At 41.1% G+C, this 17,770-nt stretch carries 14 protein-coding genes; 7 read left to right on the top strand and 7 right to left on the bottom strand.

What is annotated here, in order from left to right; all coding sequences use genetic code 11:
* Positions 1-12: 12 nt before the first annotated feature.
* Positions 13-795, bottom strand: coding sequence for a PEP-CTERM sorting domain-containing protein (locus tag NOS7524_RS27920; RefSeq protein WP_015140780.1), 783 nt, complete (start codon positions 793-795; stop codon positions 13-15).
* Between the two features lie 817 nt (positions 796-1,612).
* Between NOS7524_RS27920 and NOS7524_RS22510 the strand changes: the two genes are divergently transcribed.
* Together NOS7524_RS22510 and wecB are read left to right on the top strand one after the other, a co-directional pair.
* Positions 1,613-1,894: a YiaA/YiaB family inner membrane protein gene (locus NOS7524_RS22510; RefSeq protein WP_015140781.1), complete on the top strand. Its 282-nt coding sequence runs from the start codon at positions 1,613-1,615 to the stop codon at positions 1,892-1,894.
* A 200-nt stretch (positions 1,895-2,094) separates the two neighbouring features.
* Positions 2,095-3,207 (top strand): non-hydrolyzing UDP-N-acetylglucosamine 2-epimerase, encoded by a 1,113-nt coding sequence (gene wecB, locus NOS7524_RS22515; protein ID WP_015140782.1) that lies wholly within the window; start codon positions 2,095-2,097, stop codon positions 3,205-3,207.
* Between the two features lie 61 nt (positions 3,208-3,268).
* On the opposite strand, the gene NOS7524_RS22520 is transcribed toward wecB, so the two are convergent.
* The 5 genes from NOS7524_RS22520 to NOS7524_RS22540 all read right to left on the bottom strand — a co-directional run bounded on the left by NOS7524_RS22520 (position 3,269) and on the right by NOS7524_RS22540 (position 8,903).
* Positions 3,269-4,093 (bottom strand): peptidoglycan-binding domain-containing protein, encoded by an 825-nt coding sequence (locus tag NOS7524_RS22520; protein ID WP_015140783.1) that lies wholly within the window; start codon positions 4,091-4,093, stop codon positions 3,269-3,271.
* 255 nt (positions 4,094-4,348) lie between these two features.
* Complete coding sequence (locus NOS7524_RS22525; RefSeq protein ID WP_015140784.1) at positions 4,349-5,281, bottom strand: M23 family metallopeptidase; 933 nt, start codon at positions 5,279-5,281, stop codon at positions 4,349-4,351.
* Between the two features lie 527 nt (positions 5,282-5,808).
* On the bottom strand, positions 5,809-7,236 hold the full coding sequence (glgA, locus tag NOS7524_RS22530; protein WP_015140785.1) for a glycogen synthase GlgA: 1,428 nt from the start codon (positions 7,234-7,236) through the stop codon (positions 5,809-5,811).
* A 125-nt stretch (positions 7,237-7,361) separates the two neighbouring features.
* The gene (gene hemC / locus NOS7524_RS22535; RefSeq protein WP_015140786.1) at positions 7,362-8,336 is read right to left on the bottom strand and encodes a hydroxymethylbilane synthase; all 975 of its coding nucleotides are present in this window, start codon (positions 8,334-8,336) and stop codon (positions 7,362-7,364) included.
* A gap of 153 nt (positions 8,337-8,489) precedes the next feature.
* Positions 8,490-8,903 (bottom strand): lysozyme inhibitor LprI family protein, encoded by a 414-nt coding sequence (locus NOS7524_RS22540; RefSeq protein WP_015140787.1) that lies wholly within the window; start codon positions 8,901-8,903, stop codon positions 8,490-8,492.
* Positions 8,904-9,246: 343 nt separating this feature from the next.
* Between NOS7524_RS22540 and NOS7524_RS22545 the strand changes: the two genes are divergently transcribed.
* Positions 9,247-10,302 carry a YegS/Rv2252/BmrU family lipid kinase gene (locus NOS7524_RS22545; protein WP_015140788.1) on the top strand — a complete coding sequence of 352 codons (1,056 nt, stop codon included), beginning with the start codon at positions 9,247-9,249 and terminating at the stop codon, positions 10,300-10,302.
* 120 nt (positions 10,303-10,422) lie between these two features.
* Positions 10,423-11,985, top strand: coding sequence for a metallophosphoesterase family protein (locus tag NOS7524_RS22550; protein WP_015140789.1), 1,563 nt, complete (start codon positions 10,423-10,425; stop codon positions 11,983-11,985).
* A 215-nt stretch (positions 11,986-12,200) separates the two neighbouring features.
* Here NOS7524_RS22550 and NOS7524_RS22555 read toward each other — a convergent pair whose 3' ends face one another.
* Complete coding sequence (locus NOS7524_RS22555; RefSeq protein WP_015140790.1) at positions 12,201-14,141, bottom strand: FAD-dependent oxidoreductase; 1,941 nt, start codon at positions 14,139-14,141, stop codon at positions 12,201-12,203.
* 391 nt (positions 14,142-14,532) lie between these two features.
* Here NOS7524_RS22555 and NOS7524_RS22560 point away from each other — a divergent pair, with 391 nt between their 5' ends.
* Genes NOS7524_RS22560 through NOS7524_RS22570 form a run of 3 tightly spaced genes read left to right on the top strand, consistent with a single transcriptional unit; the run spans position 14,533 to position 17,696 of the window.
* Complete coding sequence (locus NOS7524_RS22560) at positions 14,533-15,969, top strand: BamA/TamA family outer membrane protein (protein ID WP_015140791.1); 1,437 nt, start codon at positions 14,533-14,535, stop codon at positions 15,967-15,969.
* A gap of 41 nt (positions 15,970-16,010) precedes the next feature.
* Positions 16,011-16,784: an ABC transporter permease gene (locus NOS7524_RS22565; RefSeq protein ID WP_015140792.1), complete on the top strand. Its 774-nt coding sequence runs from the start codon at positions 16,011-16,013 to the stop codon at positions 16,782-16,784.
* Between the two features lie 18 nt (positions 16,785-16,802).
* Entirely contained in the window at positions 16,803-17,696 is an 894-nt protein-coding gene (locus NOS7524_RS22570) for an ABC transporter ATP-binding protein (RefSeq protein ID WP_015140793.1), read from the top strand.
* The last annotated feature ends 74 nt before the right edge of the window (positions 17,697-17,770 follow it).

Below are 17,770 nucleotides of genomic sequence, written 5' to 3' on the forward strand. Positions count from 1 at the left end.
GATGGCAAGAAATTAGCTCTCTGGTTTATTACTTGTTTTCATAACCTGAGTTTTTCTAGATAAAATACCTAATCCCAAAGTCATTAAAGTTCCAAAGATAGCACTGGGTTCAGGTATGGATTCACTATTTTGATTACTCTCTAGAACAATGTTGCCAATAGAAAGCGCAGATGAAACAGTGAAATCATCTATATCAACTACCCCAAAAGCTATTGTATATGTCCCAGTATTATCAAAAGTGTATTTAAAACTTGTGATGCCTGTTTCTTGATAAAATCCCTTGAGGGAGTTAGGATTAGATAGTTTTGCTTCATCAATATTTCCTAGTTTATTAATTTTGTCATTCACTAAGAAAAAACTATAGTCATTGAATGAATCATTTACTAAAGGTGAATTTTCGTTAGTCAGAAAATTCCATTCAAATGTTAAAGAGTCGCCTGCTTTTACATTAATCGTCCGCTTAATAGCAGAGCCTTCAAAAGCGACTCCATTGATATCTAAGGCATCTGCATTGATTCCTAGAAATTCAGTTAAGTTAGGACTAACAAACCCTACCCCACCCGCAGGCTGACCAGAAAAGTTAAATTGTCCACTAATTGCACCCAGTTGCTCATCATCATCTAGGTTGGCATCAGTTGACAAACGCACTTCTTGGAAGTTGGCAAAATATACATCTCCAAAGGTAAACCAAGAGGAAGGGTTAGTATTAAAATCTAAATCTGCTGCTTTGGCTGGGCTAGAAATTAGCAAGCTACCCCCAGTTAAAATGCCAATAAATTTTATTGTATTTTTCATGTTTTTGTTTTGTGAATAGATAAATATATTTAATTAATCTCGTATTGTAGTTCAGTATTTAGTAGTTAGTTGGGAACAACAAGTTATTTGATAACCACTAAATTCGTACAGAATCATAATAGTTAATTTACGTAAAATTTTAGTTAAATTTTTAATGAAGAATGTGTGTAGATGTATGACTAATTAATGATTTTCTTCAAAAAAACTTTTTGAATTTAAATTTGCATATTTGATATGACCCCCTACTTCCTATCTTTCGAGCTAATTCCTTAGTTCAAAAAATTAAAAAGAAGGCAGAAGGCAGGAGGCAGAAGGAAAGAATTTGGTGGGGGTCTGAATCCCCCACCAAATAAGTACCACTGAATCATTCGCGCAGCGTCTCGTAGAGAAGATTTCAGTGGGGGACTCAAACCCTTGCTCCCTTCCGGTCGCCAGAAGGCTTGTGCATCAGACAGAAAATAAACATAAAAGCCTTCTGCCCTCTGCCTCCTGCCTTTCTTGTTAAAAAATCAGAATTTTTCTACTGACTATGGCTAAATCTGTGGTTCAGTTGCAAAATTTACTTTTACCCTATCACCGTATTTGCTCACAGATGATTCCGGATTATTATATGTAATTTTATTCATAAATCTTAATAATTCAGTCGAGAAAATTTTGTTCTTCCTCACAAATTCCTCACAAGTTTTTTGTAATTCTATTAATAACTAAAAAAGAAAGGTTACTATTTTTTTAAATCAAAGCCGACCGTAAAAGGATTAATGTTCAGGACTTACGCAGGTGTCATATAATGATGCAGTTTTGAGTTGGAGGGTAGAAGATGCAATCACTTAATCATCAGAAAGACAGTGCAGCTTGGATTTTTCAATCATGGGCTGCATTTATACTCTCAGTCTCTATGACAACTGCTGGTATTGTTAATTTACCCACAGATAACTGGATTAAAGGTTATATGGGGATGGGAGTAGCTTTTTTAACAGGTTCTACTTTTACTCTGGCAAAAACCATGAGAGATTTGCATGAATCTAGAAGAATTGTTGCCAGAATAGATGAGGCAAAAGTCGAAAAGTTGTTAGCAGAACATGATTCTTTGCTGAAGTAGGAATTTTCAGCTTTTATCTGATTAACCTGTAAAAAACTTAAGTGAGCATGATTTTAAACTATACGGTTTAGTTTGCTCTGGTTTCAATGACGCTAGATCTAAGCCAGATTAGAATAGATTTTTAAGTTGCGAGACGTGATGCTATTGACTATGGACTATTGGCTATGGACTATTAACTATGGACTATTGACTATGGACTAATGACTAATCAAAAACGAGTTAGAATTATTTTGGGAACACGTCCAGAAGCAATTAAATTAGCTCCGGTAATTCAGGTCTTTCAAGAATCCCCAGACTTTGATTTGCAAGTTATTTTAACTGGACAGCATCGTGAAATGGTTGAACAAGTGATGCAGTTGTTCAACTTAAAGGCAGATTATGACTTAGAGATTATGCAGCCTCGACAGTCTCTGAGTGATATAACTTGCCGCAGCTTGCGAGGGTTAGAAGAATTATTTCACCAGAGCCAGCCAAATTTAGTCATAGTACAAGGCGATACGACAACGGCTTTTGCAGCAACTTTAGCAGCTTTTTATCAGAAAATCCCTGTTGGTCATGTAGAAGCAGGTTTAAGAACTGATGATTTATTTAATCCCTATCCAGAGGAAGCTAATCGACGGTTAATTTCCCAAATCACTCAGTTACACTTTGCACCTACTACTTTAGCTGTGGAAAATTTACAGCGTTCTGGGGTTTTGGGTGAAATTCAATTGACAGGAAATACTGTGATTGATGCGCTGTTAAATGTAGCTGCTCAGGAACCAGTTTGTAATGTACCTGGTTTAGATTGGAATTCTTACCGTGTCTTATTAGCTACAGTGCATCGGCGAGAGAATTGGGGAGAACCTCTGCAAGCGATCGCCCAAGGTTTTTTACAAATCTTAAATAAGTTTCCTGATACAGCTTTACTTTTACCGTTGCATCGTAACCCCACAGTCCGAGAACCACTGCAAGCCTTATTAGGTGATCATCCACGGGTGTTTTTAACGGAACCGCTAGATTATGCCGAATTGGTGGGAGCAATTGGGCGATCGCATTTTCTACTAACTGACTCTGGTGGTTTGCAGGAAGAAGCACCCAGCTTGGGAAAACCAGTATTGGTGCTACGGGAAACTACGGAAAGACCGGAAGCTGTGGCAGCTGGTACTGCCAAACTGGTGGGTACTGCGAGTGAAAGTATTGCCAATGCTGCTTGTGAGTTGCTGAGTAATCAAGTAGCTTATGACACGATGGCTAATGCTATTAATCCTTTTGGGGATGGTCACGCCGCAGAACGGATCTTGCAAATTGTGCAGAAATACTTGGGAGTTTGAAACGTACGGAGGTTAAAAGTAGGCAGGAGTCAGTGCATGGCGCTGGCTCCTGATAGCGGTATTAGCCTCTAAATAAGGCACTGCGAGTTTCGGGGCCGACTATGCCATCTACACGCAAGTTGTTATTGGCTTGGAACTCTCTGACTTTGCGAGCTGTTACAGGGCCGTAGTATCCTGTGGGTTCAATGCCTAACACTCTTTGTACCTCTGATACTGTTTGACCTCTAGAGCCAATATTCAGAGTCACAGGGCCACCAGTCGGTGTGGTTGTAGAGTTATTGCCAAATAAAGCGGTGCGAGTTTCTGGCCCGACTATGCCATCTGCGCGTAAGTTGTTATTGGCTTGAAATTCTCTGACTCTTCTGGCAGTTACAGGGCCGTAGTATCCTGTGGGTTGAATTCCTAAAACTTTTTGGACTGCGGAAACGGCTGAGCCCCTGGAACCGATTCCGAGATTTACACGACCACCAACTCCTCCAGTTATCGGTCTGTTGGGACGATTAGGGGTATTGGTAGCAGTTCTATTACTAATCCACCTAGTAGATACGTATCTGTTGTTAGATAGTTGTGTGAAACCATTCGTAGTTCCCATCGTTGTGATTTTAGTACCATTAGGTAAACAATCTACAACTTTGGAATTGATGTTGGGATCTACCCGCACATTGAGACAAGTGCCGTTGGTTCTAACATAGGAGGTTACAGCTGCTTGAGCTTGAGCAACAACTGTAAAAAATACCATGAAGCCAGCTAGAGACAACCAGGCAGAAGATTTTAGAAGTTTTTGCCAATTCCAATCAAATTTGGGCAACTCATAATCAATATATTCAGCTTGACCAGTTGCCTCTTCATTGGCAATAACCATAGAGGAATAAGCAATATATTCCATTGGTGAACACCTTTATGAGTAAAGATTAAAAGCTTGCAGACGATATTTAAATTTTGTATTTTTGACTACCTCTTATGATAAAGCTTTTTACTGTTAGCATGAGCTAAAAGTCAGGAAATTTATAGAATTCGTTGCAGAAACTAGGGTGATCGCCTGAGTTTAAAGCTCTACATCATCCCAGCTTCTCAATTAGTTAAATTTTTAGTCATAGTAGAAAATTATTTCAATTTCAATTAACCAGCATACTAAATTTGTCTAGCGATTTGAAGTATCAAAACTATCAGCCCGAATCTGGCTACCATTACGCCAAATTTCGACTTTTTCCGGACTAACTAAGTAAGAAAAACTACCATTATCTGCTTGATATCTATCTTTACCCACATTCCAAGCAGGTATTTTGACAGGTTGGCTGGGGTCTTGTTTCAACTGACCAATATAAAATAACTGACCATTTTCTTCGCAGACTTTCACCAGTATATTCGCTGTCTCACCTTGGAGGAGTGTCACTCCAGCACATCCTGTATTGATCACAGGTGCCAAAGTGACTGGAATTGGTATGGATTGAGCAGGTGAAACTGGCTGTTGGACTGGGGGGATTGAGACTGGTTGAGAGGGTTTCTGCACTTGATAACCTCCAGATGCAGGAGGAGAAATTGGTGGAGACGGCCTTTTGCTGGCAATGTTAGAAGCTAAGACATTTTGAGGATCAACAGCAACTCGACCATTAGGATAAAATTCAAAATGCAAATGGGGGGCTGTACTATTACCTGTAGATCCCATTTCTGCAATGATTTGCCCTTGTTTAACCTTTTGACCTTTGCTGACTAATAAACGGCGGTTATGACCATATACAGTGATACTGCCATTAGGATGTTTAATCTCTATAGCATTGCCTAATCCCCAATCATCCCATCCGGCTTTGACTACTGCACCGGCGGCTGCTGCCACAATAGGAGTGCCAGATGGCCCAGCAATATCAATTCCCTCGTGTCGATACTTGCGAAAGCCTTGGGAGACATAGCCTTGGGCTGGCCAAATCAAGTTGGGATGAGGAATTGGTATTGGCTGGCTGGAAGGTTTACTAGCTACTTGGGTAAAGGCAGTAGTATTGCTGATGAGTACACCACTTAAGGATGTTAAACCAATAAAGCTATAAGTACAAACTTGGAATAAAGTATTTTTTTTCACAAACTTTAAGTCCTTTAAATATAGTTCAGATGCTTTGTATATATTCGCTTTTTCAAGATAGCACTGGAAATATCAGGATAAAAATTCGTTAAATTTATCACCTTAATTGCTGCTGTATATTACATAGACGGACATTCGGTTGGGAAAGTGTCAGGCTGCGATAATTTATGCAAGAACAGCTAAAAATTTTGGTGTTGTTGAGTGAAATGAATTTGTTTCATGCAGGGGAGCAGAGGAGAAAAACCAACCACAAGGGTGCGTCAGTATGAAGAATTTCTTGGTACAGTTAGGTTTCCTTACACTGACGCACCCTTGTATATTAAGAGCAGTCGGAGCGGTAAGAGTTGGAGAGATCGAGTACAAAAAAACTCATGTTGGTGTTGTTGACACTTACATGAGTTACAAATCTTTATATCTAGAGTAGGTTTATTAGACATCTCCAGAAATTAAATATGCGTTTTTCAGAAACCTTGTAGAGACGTTCCATGGGTAGGGATTCTCGTCTCTACATTATTTTTTGGAGATGTCTATTGATTAGTTAAGGCTAACTCTGGCTGTTGTGTTTCTTGCTCCTCTGGTTCTGGCAAACCATACATTGATCTGTAGAGTTTGTCGTACTCTTTAGCTGATTTGTACCAGCTGAAGTCTTGATTCATACCACGCTTTTGTAGTTCTTGCCATTGGGGTTTGTATCGGAAACCTTCCCAAGCGCGGATCATACAGGTAAACAGATCCAGGGGTTCATAGCGGTCGAAGCAATAGCCAGTGCCGCATTCATTCATGGGGTCATGGTGTGATACGGTGTCAACTAAGCCTCCGGTGCGGCGAACGATGGGGACACAACCATAACGTAAAGCCATCATTTGACTGATGCCGCAGGGTTCAAAACGGCTAGGCATGAGGAAGGCATCAGAACCGGCGTAGATGCGGCGAGACAGGGCATCGTTATACAGTAAGTAGGTTGCCATGCGTCCGGGATAGCGGGATGCTAGTTGCCACATTTGACTTTCATAGTAGCGATCGCCTGTTCCCAACAGCACGAACTGAGAATCTGTATAAGCCATGAAGCGGTCTAACATTTGGATCACTAAATCCAAGCCTTTTTGTTCAACTAACCGCGTCACCATGCCAATCAAAAAGGCGTTTTTGTTAACTTCTAAACCTACTTCTTCTTGCAAAGCTATTTTGTTGGCTTTGCGTTGGTCTAAAGTGTCAGTAGTGAAGGTTTGCGTTATATATTTATCTGTAGTTGGGTCGTAAACTTCCGTATCTATACCGTTGACAATTCCCGACAACTTACCACTAATAAAGGACATTAAACCTTCTAGAGTCTCACCGTAAGCTGCGGTTTTGATTTGTTCGGCATAGGTGGGGGAAACTGTGTTTACCCTGTCGGCAAACTGCACTGCGGCGGCCATGGTGTTGTGTCCTTGCATATACCAAGGACACCAAGTGATTTTCTCTAAATACCAGCGCCAAGGGCCTTGATATGCCAAGTTATGAATTGTAAAGACTGTAGTGATATCTGGAGACTGGTGCATCCACACAGGAATCATGCCTGTATGCCAATCGTGACAGTGAATAATGTCGGGTTTCCAGTGATTCCAGCAAAATTCAGCTGCACCATTGGCAAAGAAGGTGAACCGCCAGTCTTCGTCATCACCGCCATAGATGCGACGGGGATTAAAGGCAGGATGTCCAAATAAGTACAAGGGAACATCAGTACCAGGCAGAATCGTTTCGTAAACTGCAAAATCTTGGAACATGGCATATCCCCACCAAACGGGATCTTTGGGAATCTCCATTTTGTCTTGGAGAAAGCCGTAGTAAGGCATGAATATGCGTACATCATGCCCCATTTTTCTCAAGATTTTTGGTAATGCCCCGACAACATCACCCATGCCACCAACTTTGGCTACGGGTGCTGCTTCTGCTGCTACAAATAGAATCCGCATGGTAATTTTTATTTCCCCGGCTCTGTTTTTATGTTCAATTTAACCAGATGATCTTGATCAACGCGATCGCTCGTGTCTAGCACAGCTTTTACTTTAATATCTAATCACATCTGGTTGTCTGATTTTTAAGCACCACGCTGGATCTCTGCAAAGATGGCATTTAAAATCTCTTGTGCGCCTTGCTCTCGCAAGCGTTGAGCTAATTCTATACCTAGTGTTTCCGCATCACTGGCTGCACCTGCGACGGTATCTTTAACTAAGTTTTGACCGTCTACACTGGCAACTACACCCGTTAGTGTTAAATTGTCACCATCTATTTCTGTATTTACACCAATGGGTACTTGACAACCACCTTCTAGGCTACGCAAAAACGCACGTTCTGCTAAACAGCGATCGCGGGTTTCGGGATGTTCAATGGCGGCTTTGAGTAGGGAGATGAGTTCTGTATCATCAGCACGGCATTCTATCCCTAATGCGCCTTGACCGACAGCGTGGAGAGATACTTCTTTGGGTAAAACTTGGTGAATGCGATCGCCCATACCCAAACGCTGTAATCCAGCCGCCGCTAAAATTAAAGCGTCGTACTCACCTGCATCAAGTTTGGCTAGGCGTGTATTTAAGTTGCCGCGCACATCCTTAAATGTCAAGTGGGGAAATTGGTTGCGTAGTTGTGCCAAGCGGCGTAAAGAAGATGTGCCAACTACTGCACCTGGGGGTAAGGTGTCAATTTGCTTGTCTTTGAACTTTTCATGGACTACCAGCGCATCGGCGGGGTTTTCCCGTTCTGTGATAGCTGCTAGTGCTAATCCCTCTGGTAAGTTAGTCGGCAAATCCTTGAGGGAATGAACGGCAAAGTCAATCTCATGATTGATCATGCCCAGTTCCAGTTCTTTGGTAAATAGTCCTTTATCGCCAATTTTGGCTAATGCTACATCCAGGATTTTGTCGCCTTGGGTAGACATGGTATGGACTTCAAAAGCAATATCAGGATATTTTTTTTGCAATTGCTCTCTTACCCAGTACGTCTGAACTAGAGCAAGTTGACTTTTACGAGAACCAATACGAATTGTGCGGGTAGCACTGGAAATAACTGAAGTCATAAAACAATATGTCAAACCAGGCGATAATTTCACTCTCATCTAGACTACCGCAGTGGGTGACGCAACGTATGGCGATCGCCTGATTTTAGTTAAGTTTATTTTAATTTCCGTTTACACTTTTTTACATTATTTTGAATTACTCAACATTTATCATTAACGGTTAGGTTGGAGATAAGACTGTAATTGCTGGGTACGTTGCTTTGTCAGTTTTTCTAAACAACTTAGATAAATAGTAGGCGCAATAGTTCCACCTTCATAGCCACTTCTTTCAAATTCACAATTAGTATCACGAAACTTGATCCATACTTGCTGGGCAGTAATTAATTTTTGCCGTCTAGGACTGGATAACTTAGGTAATAGTTTTTGATAAACTTGATTCAATGTTTTATCAGCGTTTTGATAAGACAATTGAGCGCATTTATTAATTTCTAATTGAGTTTGAGCATTATTACAATTGACATTGGCAATATGAATTATTGGATTAGCTATTGTTTTTGTAGGCAATACCAAACTACTGCAAGTCAGTAGAGTAGCAAGAATTGGGGATAGGTGATTGGGTATTTTCATTTTTTTTTTGACTATTGAGTTAAGTAGAACGGTGTAAATAATTAAAGGTTTGTAGTAAGGACTTTAGTTCTTATGAGAGGACTAAAGTCCTTACTACGAACTAAATGCAATTTTTTTACGTTACTTTACATAGGTTGTTTTTTTCAAGTCGTTCTATTTAGCAGTTAATAAGGTGCGTCAGTACAAATAATTTCTGGTAATTTTCAGGTTTTATCGTAAATTCAAGGGTTTAAGGTTGGGCTGCGCTAATAAGCAAACCTATCACAAGAAAGAAGTGAGGATTTGACAAAAATGTTACCTTTTAAGATGGTGCTTGAGCGATCGCAACTAATCTTTCATATTTATGAGCCGTTCCGCCTGTCTTATTTTTAACCCAGTTGCTGGTCAAGGTGATCCAGAGCTAGCACTGACACAGATTCGGGCTATATTAGAACCAGAAATTAATCTCGATATTTATCTAACCACAGCAGAAATCGGTGCAGACAAACTAGCACAGCAAGCCGTGAGGCAAGGCGCTGATGCCATCATTGCTTCGGGGGGAGATGGTACGTTATCGGCTGCTGCTGTGGCTGTGGCTGGGACTGATATCCCCTTGGGGATTATTTCGCGGGGAACAGCCAATGCTTTTGCTACAGCTATGGGCATTCCCAACACAATTGATGCTGCCTGTCGGACAATTTTACAAGGGTTCACTCGCAATGTAGATATAGCCTATTGCAACGATTTACCGATGATATTGTTGGCGGGGATTGGCTTTGAGGCGGAAACTGTAGAATTGGCAGATAGGGAAGCCAAAAACAGGTTTGGGATGATGGCGTATGTCTTTGCAGGGATTCAGCAGCTAAGAGACTTAGAAAGTTTTGATGTCGAGATTGAAACTGAAGACAAAATTGTGAAAACCACTGCGGCGGCGGTGACAGTAGCAAATGCTGCGCCTCCAACTTCCGTGTTAGCCCAGGGGCCAGCCGGGATAGTTTATAATGATGGGTTATTAGATTTGACAATCGTTGCTCCTAATAGTAAAGCTGGAGCGATCGCAGCTACATATCATTTATTTCAAACCGCCTCTTCTGGGAGTGCAGCAGAGCGAGATGATATTGGTTATATGCGAGCCGAAAAATTTAAAATTACAACTGATCCGCCGCAAAAGGTTGTGATTGACGGTGAGGTAGTCGGTTCAACACCCATTGAAATCAATTGTGTACCCGCAGCCTTAAAAATTTTTGTCCCATCAGCACCGGAAGAGGAGTTAGTAGAAAAACTAGAGGGACTGCCGAATTTGGAGATTGAAGTTAAGAACCAAGCGGGGGATGAGGGAGATGGGGAAGTGAGGGGAGATGGGGGAGTGAGGGAAGATGAGGTTAAGGAAATACCAGATCCAAAAATATCCAAAGTGTAGGGTGCGTCAGTACCAGGAACCTAACTATACCAATAAATTATTCATACTGACGCACCCTACTGACTGAGGCTAAGACACAGAGAGATTTCAGTATTGACTATTAAGAAGGAGTAAATAAGATTGAAACTTGTTCACGATCCGGCAATAGCTAAAAAAATTCGGAAGATGCAGCAACGGGTATGTTGGCAAGATCCGTTAGTTGTAGAACGGAATATTGATCAGACTCGGCTAGTGTTGGACGATGGACAAGCAGGAGATCGCGAATTTTCTTTTTTAGTAGTGGGTGATAGTGGTTCTGGTAGGCATAAGGGACACAATCCCCAGCGACAGGTGGCTGAATTGATGTTGCAGCATCAGCAAGAGTGTCGTTTTATGCTGCATACGGGGGATGTGATTTATCTGGTGGGTTCGAGTGAATACTATCAACAGAATTTTATTCGGCCTTATGCTGAGTTTCTGGTTGGTGGTGAGTATCCTAAACAGATTGCTTACGACAAGATGATATTTAAATTGCCGGTTCTTCCCGTTCCCGGCAATCATGATTACTATGAATTACCACTGGTGTTGAGTTTACTGTCTATTTCAACTCTACCAATTCGCCAGTTGTTGCGATCGCGTTTAGATATAGATATCGGTTTGCATGGTTCAGGTGTTGGCCATGCTTATGCTAAGGCCTTTCTCGACTATCTCAAAGGGTTTTATCTACCAGGAGATTTATCCCATCATCTAGATCAACATTACACCAGCAATACAGATACAGGCCGATGTCTGACTTATCAACCTGGTTACTTTACTCGTTTGCCTAATCGCTACTACACTTTTCGCTATGGTGGGATTGATTTTTTCGCTCTCGACTCTAATACTTTTAATCAGCCGCAGCCTTTACCCAGAACAAAAAAGGGTGAAAGCGATCGCCAAATCTTAGCTAAACGTCGGGAAGATTTAGAGCGGGAGAAAATGGAAATTATCGAAACTTCTGTCAAGTTAAACCCCGACAACCCCAACGAAGCCGAACAATTAGACGATTTTCACTATAAGTTATCTCAAATTGAAGAAATTATTGTTGATATCGACAAGCAACTCACCACTGATCAACCACAAGAGACTGATTTTGAACAATTAAACTGGCTCCAGCAGAGATTAATTGCATCTTGGAGTCACCCAGAAGTGCGGGGAAGAGTAATTTATTTCCACCATCCGCCTTATGTGACGGAGGCGACTAAGTGGCAACAAGCGCAGACTTTAGCAATTCGCACTCATTTGCGTAGTGTGTTGGATGCAGTTGCTCAAGAAATCGGTGATTTTAATCAAGGTCGTCCCTTGGTAGATTTAGTATTAAACGGTCATGCTCACTGCTTAGAATATCTGCAAACTTTCGACACCGGACATGGTGATGCCAATATGCACTGGTTGGTTTGTGGTGGTAGTGGCTATAGTTTGCGTCGCCAACGTACTGAGGGGACTGATTTAGTTGAGACTGTGGGAAATGCAGAAAGATTAATGGCGCGATCGCATTTATTTGTAGGGCGTAATGGACACGGTTCTCAGAAGCGACGGCCTTATTCTTGTTTGCGGATTGATGTCAAAGATGATGAGCAGCCTAAGTTTATTGTCCGTCCTTTAGTCGCAGAATGGTATCAGCGTCAATGGCATAATTATGAGCTTCAGTCATTGATGATTTAATTCCCCCTAAAACTCTAGATCATAGCGTTTCCTAATCTGCTGAGGTACTGAAGACTTCCCTAATAAAATGGAGCAACCCTCTGCGCTCCTCTGCGCTTGACTCTGCGCTTGACTCTGCGCTTGACTCTGCGCTCGACTCTGCGCTTCTCTGCGTTTAAACACATTGGTTTTGTACCTCACTTAACTAGGAACCGCTATTGTTCCTTTCAAAATAATTAAATTTGCAATAACCCTTCTGGATTTACAGATAACAGCGATCGCCTCTGCAAACCTTCCCGGTGTAAAATTTCATTGGCTGCTAATAAACCACTACTAACAGCCCGTTCCATTAAACCGCAGGGGAAGGGCATTTTCACCCAATCACCAGCAAACAACAAGTTAGAAATCTCTGTGCTAGTTTCTGGCCTATCTGCATAACTATTCGGTGGATAACCAGAAAAGTTATGTTGATTCACCAATTCCCGATGCAGTATATTTGCCTGCTTTAACTGTGGCACTATATCATAAAGTTCATTTTCAAAGGTAGTTAACAACGCTTCCTGTGTGGGAAATTCTTTTTCTTTGTAACAGTAGGCGTGTAACTCAACCACACTTCCACCTGTGCGTTGTGACCATTCAATAAATTGTTGCTGAATGCGATGATACAGTGTGATACTATCAGTTAATTGGTAGCCAGATAAAGAAGTAAAATTACTTTGCTCCCACTCAAAATCCCGGTCAAACCAGAAACGACACACCGCAAAAGGATCAGCAATACTGAGTTTTTCCACTTGCGATCGCACTTTAGAATTCACATCACCATTAATCTGTTTAAATAGTTGCTTAACTCCCGGTACATCTGTCGCAAAAACATAATAATCTGCGGTGATTGTCTGTGGTGCAGGTGCATCAGCATTCATTGCTACCAATTGCAATTCATCCTGCTTTCTTTCCACAACTCGCAACTTTTGTAAGTCCCGTTGCGCCGGGCCTTTTAATACTTTACCATTGGCATCAAACACCGCCCCATGACAAGGACAATGAAACTTACCATCGACGGCTTTTTTGACAGTACAACCTTGGTGAGTACAAGTTAATGAAATTGCTACATCATCACCAGATGCTACAGCAAAAACTTCATCCGCCGCACCAAAATATTCTGTCTTTTTATCCACAATCACCGAGTTACGCTGTACCCAAAAGGGGACGTTACTGTGATTGCCACCCACAAAATATTTCACTCCATGAATTTTACCATCTTCAGTTAAAAATTCACTGACTGTAGCATCAGTAAAAATTTGACCTTGATGCTGTTGAATCGACTTAGCGATGGGTTGGACTAAACTTGTCCCCATATCGTCTTTCGTACCATTAAAAGCTAGTCCTTCGGGGTTGCCAAAAAAATAAAAATGGAAGAACTGCATCAGTTCTCCCACACTCATGACATCCGGTGCATTTAAACTCGATTTAGCAAAAGGTAGAAAATATAAATCATATAAACCCTGGGGAAATTCCGTAGCTACCCAATCAGCCACCGAGATATTGTCAAAGCGGCGATAGTTCTTTTCTCTCTGGAAACCTGTGATAGCTTGGAAGACTTGTAGATGTTTAATTTTAGTGAGATTAATACCCCATTGCAAGCGATTAGGGGAAGCGATCGCTAAGTCTACAATATTCCAAGGAAAGGCGGAATGACTAGGGCGAAATACCTCTGGTTTGTATTTATCACCACGGTAGACGACAGAATAAAAGTTTAATGACTGGAAGTTCTCATTAATCCCCAATTCTGTAACTATGCTTTTCAAATTATAGTATTGGGGAAAAAAGCCATGAAAACCATGTTCCATCCTGAAGGTTTCGCCAGCCGCTTCTATTTGCCAACTGGCAATTTTGCCACCGAGTTGGGGAGATTTTTCTAACAGTGTAACGGCAAAACCTCTTTGACTTAATTCATAAGCACAGGCTAAACCCGCCAAACCGCCACCAATTACCACCACACTTTTTGATTGCTCTAATGTCCGTGGCAAACTGAGAGTATCTTGTGGAAATACTGCTGGTTTTGGTTTAGAAAATCGGGAGTATCCTGTAACTCCTGCAATTGCACCCACACCAAACACTTTCAGCAGTGTGCGACGGGAGATAGGAGAAGATTCCGGCGAATTAAATGGTAGACTCATTGGTTACAGAACTAACTTTGCACAATGAATTACTGACAGGAAATGATGGCGACAAATCAGCAGATTTCTGGAGGCTTTTCCCCTTTACCCTGTGATCCCGAACGGATTTATTTTTGCAGAATGGTAGAAATTGTCAAGCCCTACTGGTAATGCAAAATACAAATTCTCAAAAGCAAAATTTAGTATTTCATAGCATAAATTCAATAGCTGTAGACCTTGATTTTTGCTGGTGAATTTGGCACTGTAGCAAATAGTTGCTCAAAATAACAGGAAAAGGCGATCGCTACTTGCATCTTCACCCCATTCAGTATCAAACTATGATTATGTTAACTGAGTAGTTGCTGACACATCACACATAGGGCAAAATTAATTACATTAACTGGTTGCCAATATGCGTATTCCCATAGTTGTGACTTTGGTAGTAGGAACATTGCTAAGTGGGGGAAATCAGCCCCTGCTGGCGAACTCTCCAGTAGGCACTGTAGACATTGATGGATACGCCAAATACGGTAATTATGTCGGATTTCCCCAAACTATTGAGTTTTCCCCGCAAATCGTTCAAAATATCCAAATTCGTTTGATTAATGATAGAGGACAGCCCATTTCAGGACGCACGCAAACAGATTTTATTCGGAGTCTACTGACGCTAAAGCCAGGAAAAGTATTCAGCGATGAAGCATTACAAGCAGACTTGCAAAGATTGCGAAAATTAGATTCATTGGATTTTGTGACGGCATCTCCACAAAATCATGCCTCTGGTGTTGATATTATTTATGACATTAAAGAGCGTCGCTTTCCCACTTGGAATTATGGTGCTGGTAGTAACAGGGATATAGGATTATACGGTCAAGTACGTTATCGAGATGCCAATATCAGTGGTGTAAATGACCAAATCAGTACCACAGTGCAACTGAGCGGCAAAGGTGTACAATTTGCTACTGCGTTTATCAGCCCCTATCGTTCCGGTGAACCAGAACGCTTTGGTTATAGTATCAGAACATTTCGCGATCGCAAATTATCTCCTGTCTTCGATGATGATATTAGACTCGCCAACGGTGACAGCATCCGAGAAGGTAGATTTGGCGGTTCTGTCTCCTTGTTACGCTCCTTTGATGACTGGGATGCGGCTTTAGGACTGAACTACACCAGAATTAGCTTACGTAACGCAAATTATGATGTAGTCCCAGTAGATGAATTGGGAAACCAGCTTTCTGTTAGTGGTACTGGCATTGATGACTTATTTACCCTATCTTTTAGTGTAAATCGAGATCGACGCGATCGCCCCAACAACCCCACCCAAGGCTCAATTGTCACCCTTAGCACTGCCCAAGCCATCCCCATCGGGTTAGGTAATCTTTCTAGCAATCGACTCCAGGGAAACTATGTACAGTATGTTCCAGTCACATGGATAGGCAACAATCAGATACCCGACAGTCCCGAAATGCTAGCTGTAAATGTCCAACTTGGTACAATTATCGGTGATTTTCCCCCAGCCGATGCTTTTCACATCGGCGGTGCCAATTCTGTACGGGGATACGGTTATGGAGAAGTCGCCAGTAGCCGTAGTTATGGCTTGGCTTCAGTAGAATATCGTTTTCCGATTATGGATTACATCGGAGGCGTTGTATTTACAGACTTCGCCTCAGATTTTGGTTCTAGCAAAACAGTCATCGGTGAACCTGGCGTAGTCCGAGATAAACCCGGAAGTGGCTTTGGCTATGGCTTAGGAGTCCGACTTAATTCACCCTTTGGCATCTTGCGAGGAGACTTAGGAGTAAGCAACCAAGGAGAAGTCAGATTAGAATTCACCACCGGACAAAAATTTTAATTTCCCCCACTTCCTACTCCCCACTCCCTATTCCCCAGTTTATGAAATATTGGCGTGAAACTATAGCTGTAACTCGACGTATTTTAACCGAATTATTACGTCGGAGACGTAGCTTAATTTTTTGGAGTATTTTTCCCATTTCTGTATTAATCCTCAGTGGATTTATTTTGGCAGAAAGGGCAGAATTACCAATGGCTGATGCCTTTGCTTATAGCGCCCCCTCAACTTTAGTAGGTGCAGCATTATTTTTTAGCTGTTTGGGCGGAACTGTATCGACAATTGTTGCAGAAAGAGAACAACAAACCCTCAAACGCTTGTTTCTTTCTCCCTTAAGTGGCACATCCTATTTTTTAGGAATTTTTCTAGCTCATAGTTGTATTGGTATTGGACAAACTATATTAATTTACACAATTGCATCATTTTGGGGTGCAACATTTAGGGGTTCTATTTTATTGGGACTCATAATTATTTTTTTGAGTATCGCTGCTTACGTTGGTTTAGGCTTTATATTCGGTACACAATTGGCTCGCCGTATCGAAGATGTCAACGCTTTAGTAGCTGCCTTTGGAGTGCCTTTATTAATTTTAGGGGGCGCATTTTTACCAGCGAGTTTATTTCCTAAAACCCTGGTGAATATCGCTCAATATAACCCCATATATCACATGAATGAAGCTCTTGTGAACGTTTCATCCCAAGGGGAAGATATCAATAAAATCATGCCACACTTTGTTTTTCTCTTAGCATTTGCTCTAGTAATGATTGTAGGCGGTTGGTTATCTTACAGGCGAATGCTAATTTTAGAAAGAAGATTATAAAACTTCATCAATAAAAATATGCTAAAAATTACTAATTTAAATAAATCTTATAGAGATAGAAAGGTTCTACATGATTTAAATTTTACGATTAATCCTGGAGAAATTTATGGCTTACTCGGTGCGAATGGTTCAGGCAAGACAACAACAATTAATATAATTTGCAATTTACTCAAAGCTGATACTGGTGAGATTACAATTAATCATCAACCTGTTTCTCCAGTAACTAAAAAATTAATTGGCATCGCACCCCAAGAGAATTTGCTATACAAAACCTTGACTTGTGCAGAAAATCTCCAATTTTTTGCTGATATTTACGGGTTAGACAAAGCCACACGCCAAAAGCAAGTCCAAGAAACCCTTGCATCTGTTAATTTATTAGATAGAGTGCAAAGTCCTGTAGAAACCTTAAGTGGAGGGATGCAAAGGCGTTTAAATATTGCAGCTGCTTTGGTACATCAGCCCAAATTAGTGATTTTAGATGAACCCACAACAGGTTTAGATATTGAAGCTAGGTATGAAATTTGGGAATTAATTAGACAACTGAAAACTCAGGGAATTACAGTTTTACTCACCACCCATTTATTAGATGAAGCCGAGCGGTTGTGTGATAAAATTGGGATACTAAAGAATGGTCAAATTTTAGCTGAGGGAAGTTTAGCAGAATTACGCAATTTAATTCCAGCCCAAGAAATTGTCACAATAAAAACTCACCAGGAAAAAGAGGCGATCGCCCGCGCTCAAGCGTATCATTTTACCTATAGACGTTATGGTAATGAACTAGCTTTTTGGCTACCAGAAACCCTCGAATTACCAGAAATTATGGCACGATTTACAGGTATATCAATAGATGCCATTTCTCGCCAACCTGTACGTTTAGAACATATTTATCTAGAAATCACTCAAAAAGATTAACGATATCCGGAAAATTATCCTCAGTTTTTGTGGTTAATGATGTTCTCAACTAACCTGATTATTATATAGGACTC

Origin of the sequence: Nostoc sp. PCC 7524 (genome assembly GCF_000316645.1) — a bacterium.
GTDB lineage: Bacteria > Cyanobacteriota > Cyanobacteriia > Cyanobacteriales > Nostocaceae > Trichormus.